The following is a 20,532-nucleotide window of genomic DNA, read 5'->3' as shown; positions in this document are numbered from 1 at the left end:
AGGTATTATTTAAGGGAACAACAAACCATTTTCAGTAATGTGTTTATCTTAATATCACACCCGAAGTAATAGATGAATTGAAGTTGCAATCTACTTACAAAAAATTAAGCATAAACGATATAAAAAAGCTAACTTAAAGATTAATCTTTGAGTTAGCTTAATAGATATCAATTATTTCTCGTCTGAACCCAATCAGTCCCGAAGTTAAAGTATACTGACTTTCCTTGCATTGAGTTCCGGTCAATGCCCGCAGGAGGATTTTTCTTCATTTGCACTGTAAACCCTAATAAAATTGCTTCATCAGGCTTTATTTCTAACCCTAAACTACTGGCATCAAATTGATTGTTTACTAGCTGCGATAATTTCTTATTGTATAATCTATCAACTTGATATAGATCCCCTCCATTTACACCCCTTCTATTAAGCTCTTCTAACATAAACTGATTTACTGCATTTACAAAGGTTGCATAATCAACTTGATATTCAAAGTCTGTAATATTAAAAAAATCGAGAGCAAATTCATAACCTGCGTTTACAACCTCCATAATTTCATCCATTTCGGAAGCATTCTCAAGTGTTATAGGAATGGGAATTGGCCTCATACTAGAAGGGTCAACCCTTTTGATATCCCAGATTTTAACATTTGATTGCAAAGCAAATAATACATCATCTTCATACTGTTGTCCTGAAGTAACTGGAATACCATTGGAATCTACTGGAGTGGCTGTTAATGTTTGTAATCGTGCTTCTAATGTGCCTGTGTTCTTTAAGAATAACCCACGAGTATGTTTATCCCCAGGCGCCCACTCGCCAGTAGCCATTGCACCATAATTCCCAACTGAATTTTCAGAGTAAAACATGGGCCCTACATTTGGCACGTCATCTCGTTTAGCAGTAATTTCAAGCTCACCAGCTGTTACAGTATTAGCATTAGTTGCTCCGTCCTTAAATAATGCATATGTAGCTCCACCTATAGCCAAAGATGTAGCTAACAGACCAGTTGCAGAAAGAAGAGCAACTTTATTTTTTTTCTTCATGGTTAAAAACCCTCCCTACTATTAACATAAAAGGATGGTGTTTTACCACCACCCTACTATTCAGCATTAGCTAATTATTTTATTGCCATGCATTTGGTGCAGTGTCTGTTCCATTTGTATTATTTCTTGCTTGAACCGCCTGAACTACAACCTCAAATGATCCTGTGTCTCCTTGATATGAATTGTCCGCCCCAAGAGGAAAAGCATAATCTACATCAAATGTTGTTTGCCCTCCTGCAGGTACCCTGACTACATCAGTATCTAGTGTAAGGCTAAGTGGAGTATCCCCTCCAAATAAATCTCCTGTTTTGCTTGCATTAGTTGCTGTATCATCAATTTTCACCCATGCATCCAAAGTTCCATTATTTTCGACAGTCATTGAGACAGTACCACTGTCTCCTGGTGCTAAGTTGTCGAAATTCACTGCCTGAGAAACAATTGCTCCACCTGAAACATCATCTAAAGTTAATGTACCAGCTGTAAAAGTATTACCTGTGTTGGCTGCCGTATCTGTGAACAATGCAAACGTTCCCCCACCAATTGCTGCTGCTCCGATACCTGCAGCTAGTGCTGCTGCTCCTAAACTTTTCTTAAGACCCATAATAAATTCCTCCTCAAATTTTCAAATAATTTTTTATTGAAACCCCTACAAGAAAACGTATACTATGTATTTTCAAAAGGGGAAATCAAACTAAGTGGTTTTGGTACCTTCTTTTTCTTCAATGGCTGCAATGGCCTTCCAGGCTGTTAAGATGGCCCAGCCGATTAACATGATCCCTGGAATGATCAGGAATACAATCTTGCCTGCATCTGTGTTATAAAAGCTGAATACTTTTCCAATGAAGGGAACGGTAAAGCCTTTATATTCACCCACCACATTGTGAGATGGTATGGGTTCCCTATCATTTGCATCGTTGTTATCACCTTTCGTGACATAATGAATCTGGGAATCAATCGTTTTGACCTCTATTACTCTATGAGTAATTAACGTGTTGGGATCATCGATTGATTTAAATGTGAGAACATCGCCTTTTTTGTACTTAGTAGGATCGATGGTTTTTTCTATAGCAATAATCGATCCCGTTCTTATTGAAGGTTCCATCGAACCTGACAACACTGATTTTACCTGGTAACCGAAGATTTCAGGCTCTCCCCCTGACACTCTGGAAGAGATGACCGAGTAGAGTGCTAGAAGCATAAGAAGGATAAACAACGCATAAAGAGTCTTGCTGGTCCATTTCCATAACATTTTGCCTTTCAAAAGAAACACCACCTATTGGAATTAATTCACTTTAATTTCATTGTTCTGAAGCTTCTTTGAAACTTTCTTCATCCTTATTGATTTCTTCTGATTCTGAAGTGGTTTTTTCTACGTTAGCTTCTGGACTTTTAGTTGATGCCTCCGCCTCTTTTGTTTCATTTTGAATACTTTTTTCTTCGACAGTATTATCATTTGAGACTGCTTTCTTTTCTACTGCGGTTGTGGAGTTCTTCTGATCAGAAGTTGAAGAGCTTTTTTCAAGGTCCTTCCTTCCTGTTTCGGTGACTGTTTCTTCATTAGTTGAGGTTGCACTTGATTTACTTTCTTCACTTTTTTCTGTTTTATTTGTCTCAGTATCCTGGATTTTAGAAGCAGGGTTTAAGCATGCTTCAAGTTGTTCCTTTGAAATCGTGACTGCATCCTTGGCCCATATTTCCATTCTGTCTGGAAACTCGTAACTTTTAAGTTTTTCACCACCAGGATGCAGAGGACGCTGAAGGACCGTGAATTTATATGTACCAGGCTCTATGTTGCTAAAATTAGGTGTATGACTTAAGCGGTAAAGTTCATTCTTCTCTAATACTGGCAGCTCTTTTTGGTAAACAATTTCACCACGGCTTGTCGGATTAGGATCACCAGTCCCTAAAGGTTTCAATCTCAGCATAAATAAAGACTTTCCACCCATCTTTTCTCCGTCATTCACTATGTCGCTGTAGAATCCTTTCTCACATGAGAAACCATAATGGCTTTCATTTTTTTGATTATCACTGTCCTTTAATTTCCCATTCACCTCAAGATTCCAGAAGGTTAATGAGCTTCGATCCCAGCTTTCAGTCCACTGTGCTCTAATTTCATTTTTATTTGTTGCAGTGTCTGTATAAAGGGCATTTGTGTTTGTGACTACTGAAGTTGATATCAACACTGATGAGTACCATATGACTGCTGCTTGAGTACCTACCAGTAAAGGGCTGAGCTTTTTTCTACGTTTTTTCAATCTAGATTGTCTGATGAGGAATCCCTCCCTGCAATTTATTAAACATCCTGTTCGTTACTTAGGAGGATTTGTTCTCTTTAAAGAACTTTATAGTTAGAGTATAGTAGTCGATTTACGATTTGGAAATGTTCAAAATAGAGGATTTCATTAATTTTACAGAACATTTCCTCATTTTTCCTTCATAATACTACTTTATACTTAGTTTTTTATCTTTTATTAAGAACATTATGTTCTTAATAAAAGATAAAAGGTCTGAAAAACGTTTAGTTTTACAGACCTTTATTGTAATTAAATAGAGCGACCTACCTACGTGACAACATAATTAAATAGCTTGCAACATATTGAAGTGAAGCTTTAGACTTTTTAGCTGCTTTGAGTGCACCGTCCAGTTCACTGCTTACACTGGACATCGAACTCTCTTCACTTAATGAAAATAATACAGTCTCAAGCTTATCAGTAGTCTCAATGTTTTGTGATAACGCCATATCTAATTGAATTTCAAAGAAGGACATTAGATTAGGAGGTAATGATTGATCTCCCAGCATTGATTTTGCAAGCTCTATTAAATCCTTTACTTCATTATTTACATTAACGGCTTCATTGATCGCTTCTTCCACTCCTGATCCTTCACCATTATCGGTATTATTATCCATAGCTTCTATAATACTTTGCTGTGTTTTATTGTTTTTTTCTATAGCTTGACCGAGGATGGTAATAATGTCACTTTCCGCTTGTTCTTCTTGAATCGTAAAGGAAATGGTTTCAATTGTTTCATTTCCTGCATAATCCAGTATTTTAACTGTAATTGAATAGTCACCTGGCTCTTCAATATCAATTGCTTCGTCAAGATCACTCACGGTGACTCCTTCACCTTCATTTAAACGATAAGAAAAATCACGTACACCCGCTTCGTCATCAGTAGCAGTCAGCTGAATGGAAACAGCTTCACTATACGTATTTCCATTGGTGACACCTTCAAAAGAGAGTGTAGGTTTCACCCGATCAGTAGGTATCATCCCCACATGCAAGTCTAGAACTGGTGGCGGAACAGATACTTCATCACTAATAGTCGTTTCAAATCCAGGTCGACTCACAACTACTCGATATCTACCCTCTGCAACATCCCAAGCATATTTACCATCCTCACCTGTCATCTGTGGATTTTGAATAGGTGAAAGCATCCCCGGATATGCTTCATTTGTCATTGTCACCCATGATTCCAGTTCTGGATCAAAGTATTGCAATACAACGGTAGCCCCAGGCAATTCCCAATCGAGTGGAGCCCGACGATCGGGTGATTCTGATGTGCTAGAGTCAAGTGTTGCTTTCTCTGCATTATAGATAATTCCACTTGGATCAATCAGCACAATTTCAAAAGACTGAGCCTCTCCGGTTGTTCCTTCTTGATAAGTTGGTATTAATTGGATCGTTAACGGACTGCCCCATAGCCCTTCACTGGAAGGTATGAAGGTATGTGTCCAGTCTGTTCCGTTATGCGAATTCAATTCAGCCTCATAACGATTGTCATCCGAGTCCGTAGCAATCATACTGACAGAACTTGCATCTGGATATGTGGCTTCTACGGTTAATGGTGCTGTTCTGCCAGCCATAGGGATTCCATCTTGGTCCTCACCTACGCTTCCTCCTACAGAAATATTAGGTGGTACAGGAGCCTCCAATGCTTCAATTGTGTACTCCTCAGTGGCGAACGGTTCAGATGATCCTTCCTTATAAGCATTTACGGTGACTGGGTGAACACCATGTGTATTTGGTTGGACCCTCCAAGTAGTTTGACTAGTTTCCCCAATTTCTAAAGGACCAACTTCATAATCGGCATCATTATCCACAAGCACAATCCCATCACTCGTAACAATTTCCAACCTAACATTGTTTAGAATGTCTCCAGTGTTGTTATTTAAGTATGCAATCAGATTAGTAGGTTCAGATGTCCATTCTGAAGCATTTAATTTTTGTCTGCCGCTCAATACTAGCGTTTCACTGCCGCCAACACCTGTTCTTCCATAATAAGTAGTGATGGTTTTGGTTTCCCCTGGCGCCAGCGTAACAGGATTCCACCACATACCGACAGCACTATCACCTGTATTCTGATTTTCTCGAACTTGATAATCCCACTTTGTACTGTTTATAGATCCCCAGTTTGCAATCACAAAACGGTCAGGTTTTGTTGCTCTCTCTCCCCCCATCGTATAATGAGAACTGATTTGAGGATTATCAAAAGACTCAAATGCTTGCCAGAACTCAGGTACTTCATCACCTGTAAACTCCTTCTCATAATCAATTGAAACAACTTCGTCATTCACAGGGACTTTGAACGGTGCACTGTCATTGCCACCCACCATTGTATCAATCATTAGACGCAGACCTACATCATGATTACTATCTCCTGTATTGGTCATTGTGTAACGTACCTGGATGGCGTCATCTATCCCTGTAGCAGGATTAATTGTCGATTTTAATACTTGTTTAACAGAAACATCTCCCGTTTTCCACACTGTCTGATTCGTTTGGTCATCAATATTCTGAGGCGGAGAAACAACTTCCCCTTCCGGTTGATTCCCAAACACCTTTTCTTTTCCATCAACTTTTAAGGATGTAAAAGATGTTCCTGTAAAACTCCAATCACCATCATAGCCACCATAGATAATTGGGTACCAATTTGATGAAAACTTGTCTTTTAAACCAGCGGTGAATCGACCATCTGAACCAATATTTGCATGTACATGATCATTCCCTATCTCCCCATCCCCAAATGCCAACAAGCTATATGTGTTGGCACTGACTGATGGAAAGGGAATCTCTTTTTGAGGTAGTTTATCTTCTTTTCCTTCTGCAGACCCTATTGTGGGCAAGAATAGTGTAAAGATCAGAGCATATAAAGCAGCAATAGTAACAAATTTTTTAATTGTTAATTTCATTGAATTCCTCCTTAAATATCCTTGGCAAGTCTAAAGCAAATGCAAGCATGATACCCCCTTTTATCAGATTTAAAAATTCAAATAAGTAACTATAAAGAGAACGATACCGTTCTCTTTATAGGTTATAATTCATAACAGGTAAAAATTCAATAAATTTTCATTAAAGGTAAAAAATTGAATTTATAACTGGGTAGATTTTTTTATATATTTAATTAATTACTTTGGTCAAATGAAATTTACAGATTATCATTTTTTGACCCTGAGAATAGTGAGACTAGCGGATGGGGAATTACCTCTATTTGTATTAACTTTGTGAAGAAGCTAAATAACCTGAAAAGTGACAAGATTTATGTGGACCAATCCTTAAAGGTGTCAGGTACTGTTACAACTCCTTCTAAAGAAAAAGCTAAGTCACCTTCCAGCTCTAAAGCTGTAACGTATAAAGTAAAAAAGGCGATACCCTTTCTGCCATCGCCAAAAAATACAATACAACTGTCAGCAAGCTTAAAAAGGCAAATAAACTAATCAGTGACCGAATTTACGTCGGAGAAACCTTAAAAATTCAATAATGATCGAGGGATGGGACAGGGGGAAAGGTCCATTGTCCCGTTTCTTAGAAGCGGGACACGGTACCTGTCCCCGTGTCCCTTCCCAATACAAAAAAGCCAGTTCTATTATTAGAACTGGCTTTGGCATAATCAATAATTGGAGCGGGTGATGGGAATCGAACCCACGACATCAGCTTGGAAGGCTGAGGTTTTACCATTAAACTACACCCGCATATGGAATTGTACTTTGGCAGGGGCAGTAGGAATCGAACCCACACCAAAGGTTTTGGAGACCTTCGTTCTACCGTTAAACTATGCCCCTAGGATATAAATTTGTATCCTTTCGCTGATTCGCTATGAACGTAATGCTTCGTTTCGCTGCGCAAAGGTTAAGGAGGCTTGTTTTCACTCCGCTCTTGCTCCGTGAAAAAAGCTAAATGGAGGGGGGCAGATTCGAACTGCCGAACCCGAAGGAGCGGATTTACAGTCCGCCGCGTTTAGCCACTTCGCTACCCCTCCATGAGAGAAAAAATATGGCGGAGGAAGAGGGATTCGAACCCCCGCGGGCTTTAACACCCCTGTCGGTTTTCAAGACCGATCCCTTCAGCCGGACTTGGGTATTCCTCCGTATGTGTTGGTTGCTAGTCGAGGTTGCTGAGCTTTAGAGTAGTGATGCTCCGCTTCGCTGCGCAAGGTTAAGGAAGGATCTTTTCACTTCGCTGTCGCTTCGTGAAAAATCCATGGTGGAGGATGACGGGATCGAACCGCCGACCCTCTGCTTGTAAGGCAGATGCTCTCCCAGCTGAGCTAATCCTCCGTAAAAAAACAATCATATCGCTTACTGCGACGTATACTAATCTATCAATTTTTCGAAAAAAAGTCAATAACTTATTTAAAGATTTATTAATATACACTTCACTCCCCGTCCCCATAACAGCTATTTTTTGATAAGATAAATTGACAAATTCTTCGCAAGGAGGAGCAACATGGATTACTCTTTGATCGGTAAAAAAATAAAAGAATTGAGAAAGGTCGCCGGCCTTACACAAGGTGATTTGGCCGAAAACATCTGCACCCAAGCTTTGATCAGCCGGATTGAAAAAGGCGACATCTACCCCAGTGCGACAGCTTTATATCAAATCTCCATCAAACTGGGTGTCGACATCAACTACTTTTTTGAAATCGGTACGACTCCGAGGATAGATTATATCAAGGAAGTTGAGAGGCAGCTCAGGTTTCTACGGGACAGCCGTGATTTCGATGGTATGATTGACCTGGTCAAAACCGAAGAGAAGAATCCACTTTTCTATAAAGACAAGGAGAAGCTACAGCTTCTTTATTGGCACAAGGGGATTTATAAGTATGAAGTCGAGAAGGATGCAGAAGCATCCTTTTTAACCCTACAAAAAGCTTATGACCTCACTGCTCATGATAAAAAGGCCATGACAGAAAGGGAGATGCAAATTCTCGCAAGCACTGGAACCATTCATGTAGCCCTACATAATAACCAAGACGCTCTTTATTATTACAAGCAAGTGGAAGTTGCACTGAGGACTACTGAGCATTTGCAAGATAAATCAATTAAGACCCGATTGTTTTATAATATCGCTAAGGTCCTGACACGACTTGGTCAATATGAAAAATCTATAAAATACAGCAAAGCTGCCATCAACTGGTGTTTTGACGAAGAATTACTTTGGGGAGTAGGTGAACTTCATTATCAGATTGGTTACAATTTCGAGCTTCTAGCACACACTGATAAGGCATTTCCATATTACCAACAGGCTTTACATATGTTTGAAATTCGTGAAGATAGTGAATATGTAGATTTCCTCACATCAAAGATTGAAACGATTTCAAAGGGAATGTACGAAATCCCTCATGCAAAATATGTCTGAACTTCAAGGATTTAGATCGTATGTATATTCTCTTTTTAAATATAAATTAAATTTTAATCAAATAGAGAAGCAGGTGGAAAACCCCTGCTCCTCAAAACTCCTCCACTATTTCTTCCATCTTCCTCTCAAACTGTACCTTAAGCTCTTCTTGTCTCACAGATTCAGCCTCGCCTACACTAAGCCTACTTTTCTGATATTCATAGGCGATCTTCTGCCACTCTTCGAATTCTTCCGTCATCCCCTTTTCTTTAATGTCTTCTTTGAAGTAATTGATATACGCAATCGAGGCTCCGATCAAACTTGATTCAGCAGACTCATTATCGAAATGCTCCTTATACTCGGAGCCGTCCTGATAGCTTTCATAGGTTGAATGGACATATGTGCTTAGATCCGTGAATTCTGTCTTTTCGATTTGAAAAGCTTCGATCGGAAGGAAGTCATCCTTTTGATCTTCTGTTAAAATAAGCGGGCTTTCAGGGTCAGGGTATACCCGGCTGCCATCAGCGATTGCTTTTATCACATCTGTGTGACGACCATTCCCACTCAATGAAAAACCATTCAGGTCTTCTTCGCCTCCAAGAACGATCACTTGGTGAAGATCGGCAATCAAACCCACTGAGTAATAATATACTTTGGCTGGATCGGGACGCTCATAATCAGGTGGGAACTTCCTCGAAGTATAAAGGAATTCTTCAAGGAGGACTTCCAGCCGGTCCAAATCCCCCTTCAATTTTTCATTCTCCGGCCGCATTTTCTCCAAGACAGAAAGAACACCTTCAGCCACCTCTTCTTTCGACTGATAATAGTAGCCGTCATGTGAACCCATCGGATAGCTTTTATATCCATTAGTGAATTCATCATAAAAATAGGTGAGAAAATCCTTGATGTCTACCTCTTCCTGACTCATCAGTTCTTCCACTTTCTTATCCAGTTTTTTTTCTTCATCAAGTTCTGTCACCCCCGTTGGTGCCTCTACTACCGGCTCCTGAAGATGTGTCCGTCCTTCTTCCCACTTCTGTAAAAGAAAAAATGCAAATCCTGTGAAGAAGACCATCGCGACAGCAATTGACAGGATCCCTGGAATCAAATTGGGTCTTTTTTGGGTATACACCCTACTTCCTTTATCAAGTTCATCCAGCCAACGCCTCTTTGTTCGTCCGCTATATGGATTCTCCTTAAAAAGTTCCCGTAAAGACTCTTGAATCTCCCGTTGTTCCTGATTATTTCGCAAGGTAATCACATCCTTCCAATTGCTTTCTCAGTAGCTTCCGCCCTCTTTGAAGCCGTGTTTTTGCAGTGGAATGAGGAATCCTCAATAACTCAGCCGCTTCTGCCGTGCTCAACTCCTCATAATAGTAAAGGATGATTATTTCCCTGTATTTAATGGGAAGGGTCATAACCTCGGAAGCAAGTCCACTCTGATCATCTTTTCCGACCACCACTTCTTCTGGTGTCGGTTGGCTTTGATTCACCTTGAAAAACACCCTCTGCAGGAATGTCTCTCTCCTCACCGGCTTACGCAGGAAGTCTTTCGATTTATTGATGGTAATGGTATAAAGCCATGTTTTATACGAAGATTCACCTTCAAACGTGTCCAATTTTCTGTATGCGTTCAAGAACACCTCCTGGACAATATCCTCCGCCATCCCCCAGTCCTTGCAGTATGTATAAGCGAGATTGATGAGCTGCTTCCCGTACAGGTCCATAAGCTCACCAATTGCCACTTTAGATTCCTCCATGCATGCCACCCCATTTCTTTCAAAACCATTTTCTCATTCTGCTTATTAGACGTAGAATGATCCATTTTGGACTCAAAAGTTCCATGGATTTCAACATAAAGAGACATAAGGGCAGGCTCTTTGTTCCTAAACACCGCAGGGACAGGTACCACGGCTCGTAGTGAACCACGGTACCTGTCCCTGCGGTTTCTGGTTTCCTTAAGACTAGTGGCCAAATATGCTTTGAAGGGTTAAGAATAAAAGTACGACTGAAAGTATTATACCGAGTAACCCAAAGGTAGTATAAGAATAAAAGCGCTTTTTGCTTTTCGGAACTTTAAGAAATTGAATTCCCTTATAGCCAATATAAGTAAAAACAAAGCCCATGAATATGCAGTTAGGAAGATTGATCAGGTCCAGCAACAGTTCTTTATGATCATTGAAAAACAATCTTATCATCGCTATGGCTACCAAATTTGCCAAGATCATAACATTTGCCCACAGTAGGATAGACCGTCCCTTTGAAGCGGTATTCTTCTCCACAATCCCTCACTCCTTTGCATTAGCCTGATGGTGGGAAAACATGACTAAAACACTCTTCTAATATATGCAAGTAGCGATGTGGAAAGTGATTAAGGTTAATAATATTTATATAGGTATTAGCTGACAATACCTAAACGTTTACCCTCATTATATTTATTATTTAGCTGGGTGGTGGCCATGTATTGCGTATATGAAAATTCGTTTTTTGTAACAGTACGTTCTACCTAAATCTACGTAATTCTAAATCGCCACAAGCATAGAATCTCTAATCTACAACCCTCGCAAAAACCACGGCACCTGTCCCCATGGTTTCATTGGGTACTTCACTTCACCACCGTAAACAAACACCCACGCTGCATCTTCTCAACACGAAGCCAGCCATACTTCTCCAGACGCTTGATGGACCGCTGAATTCGGGATATAGAGTAATGGTCCATCTTATTCCCATTATAGAACCACATATAATCTCTCAGATTGCTAAGCGTTGCTATGTACTGATCCTTTTCCAGAAAATAGCCTCCCTCATACCCTACTTCTTCCCGTGAGTGCGTCAGAATCCATAAGTAAATCCGCAGATCTTCGGTGTGGCGAAAATTTGTTTCCTGAATCACTCCATTTGTATTTACTATCGGAGTGCCTAAGGGACAGGTCCCTTTGGTTCGGGGTCTGACCCCATTTTGGTTCATTTCAAGATATTCTTCATATATTTATGTAGATGCTAAAAAAAGGAGGATGTTGTATGAAAAAGGACAATAATTTAACTGATGAACTCAAGAAAAAAGACAAGGAATTCGATGAAAAGATGGAAAAAATGGATGAGGAGATAGAAGCATTAAAAAACACCATCCTAAAGGATCTCAAGAAGCCTTAAAATTCAAGGGGACAGGTCCAGCAGTCTTTGAACCACCGTACCTGTCCCCTTGGTCCGCGCCCTTGGTCCGCCCGCGCACCAGGTTTCCCCCCGTCCCACCAAAAAAACGGGACAAATCCATGTCCCGTTTTTCATTCGTTATGAAAAGGCTCATCCGACAGCTTGATTGACTCCGTCGGACAGTCTTCGTATGCTTCTTCAACGTCTTCGAGGTATTCCTCCGGGATGGGGGTTTTGCCCTGGTTGTCATCGAGGAGGACGAATGCCAGTCCTTCTTCGTCGTAGTCATAGACTTCAGGGGATGATGCCCCGCAAGACCCGCAGGCGATGCAGGTTTCCTGGTCGATGATAGTATATTTGCTCATCTCCGCTACTCTCCCTTCCTTATGGGATGCTTCTCCCTTTTTTCCTTATCCAAAATCAGTACAGCCCGTTCATCATGATGATGTTTATCTTTAGGAGTCGACATGCCACAAGACTTGCAGGCTCGGCAGGCTTCCTGGCGGTTCATCTTGTTTTTACACATGGTCATTCAGTCCCCCTTCATCACAAAAGTGTCAGACTGTGCTCGCTTCTTTCGTTTTCTTGTCTCCCATCACACTTGTACTATGAAGGGGCTGGACGCGCGCTGATGGATCCACATACTGCTTCGCATGACTGACGGCGACGGGTGCTTCCCCGAATCCTGTGGCGATCAGCTTGACCTTCCCTTGATACGTAGCAATATCCCCTACGGCAAAAATTCCTTTGATATTCGTTTCCATTTTATAATCGACGACGATTGAATTCTTTTCGATTTGAAGTTCCCAGTCTTTTATCGGTCCGAGTGAAGAGATGAATCCGTAATTAACGAGCACATCATCGACATCGAGGATTTCCGCAGATTCTTTCTTGGCGTGCTGCAGGACAACATGGGAGATCCTCGAACCGGTCATTCCGAGCTCTGTCACATTAAAAGGGGTCATGACCCTTACGCTGGAATCCATCAGTTGCTCCACGCTATGCTCATGCGCCCTGAATTTATCACGGCGATGCACCAGTGTGACTCTTTCCGCAATCGGTTCGAGCATGTTCGCCCAGTCCACCGCCGAATCACCGCCTCCACAGACAAGCACTTTCCTGCCTTTGAAACGGCTGAGGTCATCCACGAAATAATGGAGATTTTCGTACTGCTCATCCATTTTTTCGATACCCAAAGGACGGGGCTTGAAGGCGCCGGCACCCGCTGTGACGATGATTGTCTTGGTTCTGATCATTTCATTACTACTTGTCGTTAATAGAAACGACTCATCCTCTAGCCTTTCCACCTTTTCCACCGTCTGACCAAGGCTGACCGATGGATTGAACTGATTGGCCTGTTCCACCAACCCATCCACTAGATCCTTTGCCAGTACTTTCGGGAAACCGGCGACATCGTAAATATATTTTTCCGGGTACAGTGCTGAAAGCTGTCCGCCAAGCTGCGGCATGCTTTCAATGATTTTCACGCTCATTTGCCGCATCCCTGCGTAGAAGGCCGTAAACAACCCGGCAGGTCCACCGCCAATGATGGTGGCATCGTATATCCGTTCATCACTCATCTGCATAACCCCTTTTCAAAAACGTTTATCCTTTCTTAAGTAAAACAAGCAAATCTGTTTCGACAGCCGCATTGCCTGGCAAGGAACTGACCCCGACCGCACAACGGGCATGTTTCCCGCTATCGCCGAATAGTTCAACCAACAGGTCGGACGAGCCGTTAATCACTTTCGGCACATCAGGAAAGCCTGGTGCACAGCTGACATATCCCGTGACTTTGACGACCCGCTCAATCAACCGGAGACTCCCGATCGTCTCTTTCACGATTGCGAGCTGGTTCAAGGTCGTCAATCGCGCAGCTTCATAGCCCTCTTCAAGTGAAAGATCCTCTCCCACTCTTCCTCTATAAGGGAGGGTGCCATTCCACTTGCAGGTCACTCCGCTTACATACAGGAATGATTCGGCCTGGACCGCCCCAAGGTAATGCCCTGACGGCTTCGGTAGATCGGGTAACGATAAGCCGATCGATTCCAATCGATCTTCAACAGACATCAATTGTTCTCCCACTTCCAACTTCCTTCCCGACGGTTAGCTTCACGCGCTTCCGCTTAAGAGGTTTTTAATAGGTTGTTCTTTTTATTTTTGAATTTACATGGTTTGTGAGAATAATATACGTTGAGGTTTGCCTCCTTGTTGCAAAAAGAGCAATGCATCCCTTTAGGTGCTTTACGGATATGAGGGACATCCAATAGATCAATCGCCTTCGTCACATGCTTTTTACACGCCCACATTCTCTTCACCTCTCCCGTTTGGTATGGAACCTATTTATTCACAACTTGTTTCTGGATTTTATCAGGCTTTCTCTTTTTGACCACTTTCGTTGTTTCTTCATCCCAGGAGATCGTTACGTCGCCATTCGTCACAAATGTCTGGCATCCCAGTCGATATCCTTTTTGGAGCCACTCTTCGCCGAGCTTCCTACGCTCTTGCACTTTCACGTTGTCTAAATACTCGGCTCCATCTTCAATCTTGCAAAGGCAGGTCCCACAGATGCCTCCCCCACACTTATTCGGCAGATCGCCATCATATCGTAAAGACATTCGCAATATATTGGAGTTCTCAGGTACATCCAGCACTTTACCACTCGTAGAATAATTGATTTTAGGCATGAAGTATTCCTCCCTCGATTGTTCTTGGTATACAATATACCACATACACAATATTCTGACAATGATATTTTTAGTTATTTCACATTTTTCTGACTAATTTTTGCAGATCGATGAAGAGATTGATATACTTTTTGGTATACCAAAAGCCGAAATAAAAAAGGAGGCTCTATCATGTTATCAGTCGGATTAATAGGATACGGGGCGATCGGGAAGGATGTCGTCTCCTATTTGAAAGAAAACAAAGTCCCTGGGGCAAAAGTAGAATATATCCTTGTACGAAACCTGGATCAGTATGAGGAAGCAGTGCCTGATGGCTTCATCGTGACGGACGATGAAGAAACATTCTTCTCTTCGGGGTTGGATGTGATCATCGAATGTGCCGGTCACGAGGCAGTTTATCAGTATGCCGTAAAATCCCTGTCTTCCGGGAGTCATTTCATTACGGTATCAATCGGTGCTTTCTCTGACAGGGAACTATATGAAAGCGTCATTGAAACAGCAAAAAGGTCGAACAGGAAACTGATCCTCCCTTCCGCTGCGATCGGCGGACTGGACCGGATTGCGGCTTCTTCGATCAACGAACTGGAGGAAGTGAAGCTCATCACCAGAAAGCCGCCTGCTGCATGGAGGGGGACAATCGCGGAAGAAAGCGTCGATTTGGACACGATCAGTGAACAACATATCATCTATGAAGGGACTGCCCGTGAGTCGGCGAAGCTGTTTCCGCAAAGTACGAATGTATCCGCCGCATTGAGCATTGCGGGTGTCGGGTTTGATCAGACGGAGGTACAGGTCCTGGTCGACCCTGACGTTGAGCATAATACTCATCAAATCATCGCGAAAGGCTATTTCGGCGAGGTGGAGCTGACCATCCAGAACACCCCTTCAGCGGAGAATCCAAAGTCAGGGTATATCGTGGCGATGAGCATCTGCAAGGCATTGAATAATCTGATTTCCCCCGTTGTCATCGGGATCTAAACATACAAAAGACTGTGTCTTTCATTCAGACACAGTCTTTTCTCATTTCTTATTCGCTTTTTCTTTCTGATTCTCAAGGAATTGAATATAGGCCTTCTTCGAATTTTCGATATGGATCTTGGTCAGGAATTCGGCCATATCCACTTCTTGGTCCCGTACCGCCTTCATGATCTGGATATGTTCCTTGATGGATTCCTTTCGTCGACCCGGGGTTTCATAGCCCATATTGGCAGACATTTGGATGTAGTCGGTCAATCCGGACAGAATGTCGAACAGCTTCGGGCTTTTAGCCGCTTTATAAAGCAGGAGGTTCATCTCGATGTGTTCGGTGTCCGCTTCATCGGCCTCGCCTTTCTCCAATGCTTCAAGCTTCTCGATCTTTTCATTGAACTCCCCGATTAGGGTGTCATCCATCTTCTGTGCCGCAAGCCTTGCCGCCAACACTTCAAGTGAAGAGAGAATCGTGAATACTTCAATGACTTCTTCTTCCGAAATATTGGAGACGATGACGCCCTTTCGAGGGACGGTTTTGACGAACCCTTGTGATTCCAGTCTGAATAAAGCTTCGCGGATCGGCGTCCTGCTGATATTCAGTTGACTGGCAACCTCCCTTTCGATGAGGCGGTCGCCAGGTTTATATTCACCGCTCAGGATCAAATCCTTTAAATACAGATATGCGCGTTCACGGATGGATAGTAATTCCTCTTCTTCCCACTTCATTACATGATCTCCTCTTCCGATTAAAAAGTTGCTTTCTGTCTATTTTAGCAGAGACTCTGTTATTTTCACATAATTAAGAAATGTTGAAGTGTACAATTTGTAAAAAAATGACCTTCTTACATCTCTATTAAATTCTGCGTAAGCCCTCCGCTTTCCACAAGCGACTGGTGAGCCTTCCCGTCCGCACCTCACTCCGGGGGATCACCTTACCCGCTTTTCCCGAGGGAGTCTTCGTCTTGCACTCCAATCAACAGCTAGATTCGTTTTATGCTAGATCAGTTTTTATATAAAACAAAAACGACCAAGTAGAAACTTGATCGCTTTTCATCTCAATTCGATAGAAAAATCCCGCCATATACCAGTGCACACAAAATGACGACCGCTGGATGGATCTTTAATTTTTTCATGACGAGGAATCCTGCTGCGGTCAGGATGATGAGCTGCAGGAGACCGCTCTTTTCGAATGCCGTCAAGAAAAATTGATAAGCAAGTACGCCAAGCAGGATGGCGATGACGGGTTGAACGGAAAGGGTCATCAGCTTGACTTGCGGAGAATCTTTAAAGAGACTCACGAATTTAAAGAGGATGATGACGGCGATCGCGGATGGCAGGATGGTCGCTGCAAGGGCAATTACCACTCCAAGCGGTCCCCCTACCTCATAGCCGATGTATCCAGCCATCTTGGTCGCGACCGGACCCGGAAGGACATTGGCGATCGCAAACAGATCCCCAAACTCATTCAGTGTCATCCATTCATAGCGGTTCACCACTTCATTCTGGATGAGTGGGATGGTCGACGGACCCCCGCCGTACCCCAAGAGATTCGATATGAAAAATGCCCAGAAGATATCCCAATAAATCATACGCTCTTTTCCTTTCTCGGCTCGACGTGCAAGTCTTGTGATTCCATTGCGGCTCTCTTCTTATACCCGGCCACGATGAAGGCACCCAAGAGGCACGCCCCGATCATGATCCCCGGGTGAAGGTTCAAGAATTGGATCAGCACGAGCGAAGCTGCGCCGAGTCCAAGCGCGACCGATAGCCCAAGCCCTTTCCTTGCCTTGTCCGCAAACTTATAAGCCATTTCAAGAAGCATGACACCGATGATCGGTGTCACCCCCTGCACCATCCCGCTTACGATCGGGGATGTGCGGAATTGGTAAAGCAGACCAAGCATGAAGAGCATGCCGAACAGGGACGGAAGGATATGGGCCAGGATCGCCACCGCCGCCCCGATGCCACCATTGACCTTGTAACCGATATAGGCTGCCATCTTTGTGGCAATCGGTCCAGGAAGCGTATTGGCAAGCGCGAGCGTCTGTCCGAATTCTTCTTCCGTCATCCATTCGTACTTTTTCACCGCTTCATACTCGATCAGCGGAATCGTGGAGGGACCTCCCCCGTAGCCGGTCACTCCTGTTCTTGCAAATCCAATCGTAAGGTCCACATATGATTTCATCTTGATTCCTTCTTTCTATACATAGTGATTCAGGACCCTATCTCAGATTGATTATTTCTTAATGTCTGCATCCGTTACGACTTCATGATCCTGTAAATGGGCCTCGAGTGCCTGAAGGGCCGCTGTCCCGACGGCGGTATCCTGTTCACCATTTCCGCCGCTGATCCCGATTCCGCCGATGACTTCTCCGTCTACCACAATCGGAAACCCGCCGACGAAGACAGCGAATTTACCCGGCAGCATCTGCTGGATCCCGAATGCTTCGTTGCCTGGCAAGACGGGGCCATTCGGCTCCTTGTTGAATAAATGAGTGGAACGTTTGTGACCGGCTGCCGTGAACGCCTTCGCAATCGCAATCTCAGGACCCGTGATCCTTGCACCGTTCATTCGCTCAAGGGCAATCACATGGCCCCCTTCATCGACAACGGCGATCGTTTCCAGCACATTGATTTCTTCCGATTTCTTTCTTGCCGCTTCAAGCAGCACTTTTGCTTCTTCTAGTTCAAGTCTCAGTATTTGTTTCATAACAACATTTACCCCCAGAATGAATTTAGTATCCTACATAAACGGTCTTGATTTGTGTGAAAAAGTCCAGACCCGCTCTGCCCGACTCCCTGAACGTCGAGGTACTGGATTTCTTGATGCCTCCGAAAGGCGCATTCATCAGGTTACCGGTCGTCGTCCGGTTCACCTTGACCGTGCCGGCTTTGATGTCACGCGTAAAACGCTGGGCAGTCTTCAGGTTGGTGGTGACAATCGATGCGGATAGTCCGTACTCCACGCCATTCGCGATTCTCACCGCTTCTTCATAGCTTGACGCTTCGATGACCGCGATGACCGGCCCGAAGATCTCCTCCTGGGCAATCCTCATCGATGGCGTCACATCCGTGAAGATGGTCGGACTGACATAATAGCCTTTTGAAAAATCGCCTTCCTCCACATGCTCGCCACCATAAAGGAGGGACGCACCTTCCTGTTTACCGATGTCGATGTACTTCAGCACATTTTTCAATTGCTTCTCACTCGCCAACGGACAGATCATGACCCCTTCTTCAAAACCGCTGCCCATCTTAAGTGACTTTGTTTTATCAAGTAATGCCTTCAAGAATTTCTCTTTGACTTCTTTCATCACGATGACACGGCTGGTACCCGTGCAGGCCTGGCCGGACAGGTTAAAACCACCGTTGACCGTCAGCTTAGCAGCAAGCTCGATGTCCGCGTCCTCCATGACGATAAGAGGATTCTTGCCTCCAAGTTCCATCTGCGTCCTCGTATCAAAGGAAACATTCCTCTGGATCCGTTCACCGGCCCCGGTGGATCCCGTGAACGTAACGGCTTTCACTGCCGGATGGTCGACCAAGCTGTCTCCGATGTCACTCGAATGACCCGTGACGAAGTTCAGGACTCCTTGAGGAAGACCACCATGAACAAGGGCCTCCACTAACCGATAGGCAACGAGAGGCGTTTCGGATGAAGGCTTGAATACAACCGTATTCCCCGTGATCAGTGCCGGAGCAATCTTTCTTGCAGGAATGGATAACGGGAAATTCCAAGGAGTGATGACCGAAATGACACCTAGTGGCTCAAGCCGCGTTGAAACGTCCATGTCCGGGTCATCCTGCGGGAAGGTTTCACCGCTGTGACTCTGCCCTTCGACTGCATAATACTTCAATGTCTGGGCGGACCTAATCACTTCGCCGCGCGCCGCATTGACGGGTTTTCCTTCTTCCCTCGTCAACTCTTCCGCAAATTGATCGGCGTGATCGATCAGGTATTGAGCCGCCTTATCAAGGATCGCCGCTCTCTTTGACGGAGCAGTGGCCGCCCACGATTCAAACGCGCGATCTGCCGATTCGATTGCCCTTTTCACATCTTCTTTTGTCGATGCCTGAAAAACACCGACTACTTCTTCTTTATTGGCCGGGTTGATACTACCAAATGTCTTTTCGCTTGAAGATTCCTCCCACTGGCCATTGATCAGGTTCTTATATCGTTCCGCTTTTGCTACTATCACATGGAACATCCTTTCCTGTTTATTTCGGTTGATATGATGAACAAATGGCAGTTCCCCTCAAGGAAACTGCCACTTATTTATTTTTCATTTTGTTCTAAGTATCAAGCTTGTTGAACAAGGCTTCCGAGATCCTGTTCAAGATACTCTCTCCACAATCCGTCCATATACATGCGGCGCATCTTTGCACCGACGCGAACGATTTCCAGGCACTCCTGTTGAAGCTCAGGTGTGTCGGCATGCTCAAGGACAATCTTGAATCCGCGCTCACCATGAATTTCATCCGATACGATGTGAAGATCGAAGAACTCGATTTCTTCATCCGTAAAGCCATATTTCTCACGGAGGACAGGCGTTTGTTTGCGGTAGATATCAGGTACTTGGGATTCAAGTCCGACAACGAGCGCCGCCGTCGCAACCACGAAGTTCTCACGAGCAGCCACTGAGTAGCACCAGCTTTGAAGGCCCAATGTAGTCGCTGCCATATTCTTCGGATCCCTGACACGGTCGGCTGTCGTCCCGCACGCTTCAGCGAAACGGATCAACAAGTCCGTGTGGCGGTCTGCTGCAATCTCTTCCTCATACATATTTTGCAAGGTGAAGTCCTTCGCATCCTCGAACTTCGGATGATCCGGCGTATTGTGATAGATATAAGAAAGATAGTTGGCGAATGGCCCTACATAGTGGTAATGATTTTCAGCCCATCTGGCAAAATGCTTTCTCTCAAGCTTTCCTTCTGCCCAAGCTACTGTAAAAGGAGCCTTTTGACTATGATTCCCTTTGATCGCTTCTTCCAGCTCTTTACGGAATTCATCTTTCGATAATAGATTTGTCATGTACATTCTCCTCCTAAAACTGTGCTACAGATGTT

The 20,532-nt window shown here is 43.7% G+C and carries 21 protein-coding genes and 5 tRNA genes; 3 read left to right on the top strand and 23 right to left on the bottom strand.

Annotation, left to right across the window (positions count from 1 at the left end; translation table 11 throughout):
* Window positions 1-167: 167 nt before the first annotated feature.
* From LCM10_RS09575 to LCM10_RS09525, 10 genes are all read right to left on the bottom strand, one after another.
* Complete coding sequence (locus LCM10_RS09575) at window positions 168-1,037, bottom strand: CalY family protein (RefSeq protein ID WP_224876006.1); 870 nt, start codon at window positions 1,035-1,037, stop codon at window positions 168-170.
* 79 nt (window positions 1,038-1,116) lie between these two features.
* Entirely contained in the window at window positions 1,117-1,638 is a 522-nt protein-coding gene (locus tag LCM10_RS09570) for a TasA family protein (RefSeq protein ID WP_224876005.1), read from the bottom strand.
* Window positions 1,639-1,728: 90 nt separating this feature from the next.
* Window positions 1,729-2,298: a signal peptidase I SipW gene (gene sipW / locus LCM10_RS09565; protein WP_224876004.1), complete on the bottom strand. Its 570-nt coding sequence runs from the start codon at window positions 2,296-2,298 to the stop codon at window positions 1,729-1,731.
* Between the two features lie 37 nt (window positions 2,299-2,335).
* Entirely contained in the window at window positions 2,336-3,292 is a 957-nt protein-coding gene (locus tag LCM10_RS09560) for a hypothetical protein (protein ID WP_224876003.1), read from the bottom strand.
* A 302-nt stretch (window positions 3,293-3,594) separates the two neighbouring features.
* Window positions 3,595-6,228: a hypothetical protein gene (locus LCM10_RS09555; RefSeq protein WP_224876002.1), complete on the bottom strand. Its 2,634-nt coding sequence runs from the start codon at window positions 6,226-6,228 to the stop codon at window positions 3,595-3,597.
* A gap of 706 nt (window positions 6,229-6,934) precedes the next feature.
* Window positions 6,935-7,008: transfer RNA gene (locus LCM10_RS09545), tRNA-Gly, on the bottom strand.
* 16 nt (window positions 7,009-7,024) lie between these two features.
* Window positions 7,025-7,098, bottom strand: a tRNA-Trp gene (locus LCM10_RS09540).
* Window positions 7,099-7,214: 116 nt separating this feature from the next.
* Window positions 7,215-7,295 (bottom strand) — tRNA-Tyr (locus tag LCM10_RS09535).
* A 15-nt stretch (window positions 7,296-7,310) separates the two neighbouring features.
* Window positions 7,311-7,403 (bottom strand) — tRNA-Ser (locus LCM10_RS09530).
* A 114-nt stretch (window positions 7,404-7,517) separates the two neighbouring features.
* Window positions 7,518-7,593, bottom strand: a tRNA-Val gene (locus LCM10_RS09525).
* Between the two features lie 169 nt (window positions 7,594-7,762).
* On the opposite strand from LCM10_RS09525, the gene LCM10_RS09520 reads away from it, so the two are divergent.
* On the top strand, window positions 7,763-8,674 hold the full coding sequence (locus LCM10_RS09520) for a helix-turn-helix domain-containing protein (protein WP_224876001.1): 912 nt from the start codon (window positions 7,763-7,765) through the stop codon (window positions 8,672-8,674).
* 91 nt (window positions 8,675-8,765) lie between these two features.
* On the opposite strand, the gene LCM10_RS09515 is transcribed toward LCM10_RS09520, so the two are convergent.
* A complete protein-coding gene (locus LCM10_RS09515) occupies window positions 8,766-9,905 on the bottom strand; it encodes a hypothetical protein (protein ID WP_224876000.1) in 1,140 nt (379 codons plus the stop codon).
* Window positions 9,895-10,413 (bottom strand): sigma-70 family RNA polymerase sigma factor, encoded by a 519-nt coding sequence (locus LCM10_RS09510; protein WP_224875999.1) that lies wholly within the window; start codon window positions 10,411-10,413, stop codon window positions 9,895-9,897. Before LCM10_RS09510 ends, LCM10_RS09515 begins: the two co-directional genes overlap by 11 nt.
* 1,261 nt (window positions 10,414-11,674) lie before the next feature.
* Between LCM10_RS09510 and LCM10_RS20635 the strand changes: the two genes are divergently transcribed.
* Entirely contained in the window at window positions 11,675-11,806 is a 132-nt protein-coding gene (locus LCM10_RS20635; protein ID WP_263621450.1) for a hypothetical protein, read from the top strand.
* Between the two features lie 131 nt (window positions 11,807-11,937).
* On the opposite strand, the gene LCM10_RS09505 is transcribed toward LCM10_RS20635, so the two are convergent.
* From LCM10_RS09505 to LCM10_RS09485, 5 genes are all read right to left on the bottom strand, one after another.
* On the bottom strand, window positions 11,938-12,171 hold the full coding sequence (locus LCM10_RS09505; protein WP_224875998.1) for a ferredoxin: 234 nt from the start codon (window positions 12,169-12,171) through the stop codon (window positions 11,938-11,940).
* A 5-nt stretch (window positions 12,172-12,176) separates the two neighbouring features.
* Window positions 12,177-12,338 (bottom strand): hypothetical protein, encoded by a 162-nt coding sequence (locus LCM10_RS09500; protein ID WP_224875997.1) that lies wholly within the window; start codon window positions 12,336-12,338, stop codon window positions 12,177-12,179.
* A 25-nt stretch (window positions 12,339-12,363) separates the two neighbouring features.
* Window positions 12,364-13,392, bottom strand: coding sequence for an NAD(P)/FAD-dependent oxidoreductase (locus LCM10_RS09495; protein WP_412103385.1), 1,029 nt, complete (start codon window positions 13,390-13,392; stop codon window positions 12,364-12,366).
* 19 nt (window positions 13,393-13,411) lie between these two features.
* Window positions 13,412-13,891, bottom strand: coding sequence for a RidA family protein (locus LCM10_RS09490; RefSeq protein WP_224875995.1), 480 nt, complete (start codon window positions 13,889-13,891; stop codon window positions 13,412-13,414).
* A gap of 254 nt (window positions 13,892-14,145) precedes the next feature.
* Entirely contained in the window at window positions 14,146-14,493 is a 348-nt protein-coding gene (locus tag LCM10_RS09485; RefSeq protein ID WP_224875994.1) for a 2Fe-2S iron-sulfur cluster-binding protein, read from the bottom strand.
* Window positions 14,494-14,664: 171 nt separating this feature from the next.
* On the opposite strand from LCM10_RS09485, the gene LCM10_RS09480 reads away from it, so the two are divergent.
* Window positions 14,665-15,471 carry an aspartate dehydrogenase gene (locus tag LCM10_RS09480; protein ID WP_224875993.1) on the top strand — a complete coding sequence of 269 codons (807 nt, stop codon included), beginning with the start codon at window positions 14,665-14,667 and terminating at the stop codon, window positions 15,469-15,471.
* Between the two features lie 42 nt (window positions 15,472-15,513).
* Here LCM10_RS09480 and LCM10_RS09475 read toward each other — a convergent pair whose 3' ends face one another.
* The 6 genes from LCM10_RS09475 to LCM10_RS09450 form a co-directional block, all read right to left on the bottom strand.
* A complete protein-coding gene (locus LCM10_RS09475; protein ID WP_224875992.1) occupies window positions 15,514-16,191 on the bottom strand; it encodes a GntR family transcriptional regulator in 678 nt (225 codons plus the stop codon).
* A 329-nt stretch (window positions 16,192-16,520) separates the two neighbouring features.
* Window positions 16,521-17,054, bottom strand: coding sequence for a chromate transporter (locus LCM10_RS09470; protein WP_224875991.1), 534 nt, complete (start codon window positions 17,052-17,054; stop codon window positions 16,521-16,523).
* Complete coding sequence (locus LCM10_RS09465; protein WP_224875990.1) at window positions 17,051-17,650, bottom strand: chromate transporter; 600 nt, start codon at window positions 17,648-17,650, stop codon at window positions 17,051-17,053. The genes LCM10_RS09470 and LCM10_RS09465 overlap by 4 nt, the downstream gene beginning before the upstream one ends.
* A gap of 51 nt (window positions 17,651-17,701) precedes the next feature.
* Window positions 17,702-18,175 carry a GlcG/HbpS family heme-binding protein gene (locus LCM10_RS09460; protein WP_224875989.1) on the bottom strand — a complete coding sequence of 158 codons (474 nt, stop codon included), beginning with the start codon at window positions 18,173-18,175 and terminating at the stop codon, window positions 17,702-17,704.
* A 25-nt stretch (window positions 18,176-18,200) separates the two neighbouring features.
* Entirely contained in the window at window positions 18,201-19,673 is a 1,473-nt protein-coding gene (locus LCM10_RS09455; protein WP_224875988.1) for an aldehyde dehydrogenase family protein, read from the bottom strand.
* A gap of 92 nt (window positions 19,674-19,765) precedes the next feature.
* Complete coding sequence (locus tag LCM10_RS09450) at window positions 19,766-20,497, bottom strand: TenA family transcriptional regulator (protein WP_224875987.1); 732 nt, start codon at window positions 20,495-20,497, stop codon at window positions 19,766-19,768.
* Window positions 20,498-20,532 lie beyond the last annotated feature (35 nt).

The organism is Rossellomorea aquimaris (genome assembly GCF_020171925.1).
Classification (GTDB): domain Bacteria; phylum Bacillota; class Bacilli; order Bacillales; family Bacillaceae_B; genus Rossellomorea; species Rossellomorea aquimaris_F.
The sequence above is the reverse complement of the archived record's forward strand: the minus strand, read 5'-3'. Positions and strand labels throughout refer to the sequence as shown.